The 687-nt window shown below is 64.6% G+C and carries 1 protein-coding gene; it reads right to left on the bottom strand.

All coding sequences use genetic code 11. The annotated features are described in order from the left end of the window. The coding region (locus H5411_RS46660) for an Hsp20/alpha crystallin family protein (RefSeq protein WP_183128049.1) at positions 1-392 on the bottom strand (392 nt) is incomplete at its 3' end. Positions 393-687: the final 295 nt, after the last annotated feature.

Genomic DNA, 687 nt, shown 5'->3' with positions numbered 1-687 from the left:
AGCACGCCCTCGTCGAGGGTGGCCTCGATCTTGTCGGCGTTCACGTCCTGCGGCAGGGTCACCCGGTAGGCGAACTGGCCGGTGCGGCGGGTGCGGTGCCTAAACCAGCCCTGCCGCTCCTTCTCCTTGACCTCACCGTTGATGGCCAGCTCGGTGCCGACCACGTCGATGGTGATGTCGTCGCGCTTGATCCCGGGCAGCTCGACCTCGACCAGGTAGGCGTCCTCGGTCTCAGTCACGTCGGCCAGCGGCGACCAGGCCCGCACGCCCTCGTCGAGGCGACCGGCCACCGAGTCCATCCAGCGGCCCATCTGACTGTAGAGGTCCTCGAACTCCCGGAACGGGTCCCAGTGCCGCAGCGAGCTCGACGATCGCACAGCAGGCAGCGTCATGGCTCTCACCTCCACAACTCGATCACGTGTCGTTACCGCGTCCGCCAGAACCTGTCGCCCCGGCGGCCGGACATCCACCACGACGAACATGAGCCACCTCTTGTTCCCGAAGTTGAGCCTATCCGACTCAAGATTTATGTGATCTGAGTCACAAACACGGGTGGTGTCGGGAACACGGGATGGAGTCGTGCACGTCTTGTTGGGTGAACGACGGCCAACTCATCCCGCTCTGCTCGCGGACGCCAGGATGGGAGGTGGTGTTCGGGATGGCGAGTGCACCGACGTTCGTATCGAC

Origin of the sequence: Amycolatopsis echigonensis (assembly GCF_014174495.1) — a bacterium.
In the GTDB taxonomy this organism is placed as follows: Bacteria; Actinomycetota; Actinomycetes; order Mycobacteriales; family Pseudonocardiaceae; genus Amycolatopsis; species Amycolatopsis echigonensis.
This window is presented reverse-complemented; position numbering and strand designations above follow the sequence as displayed.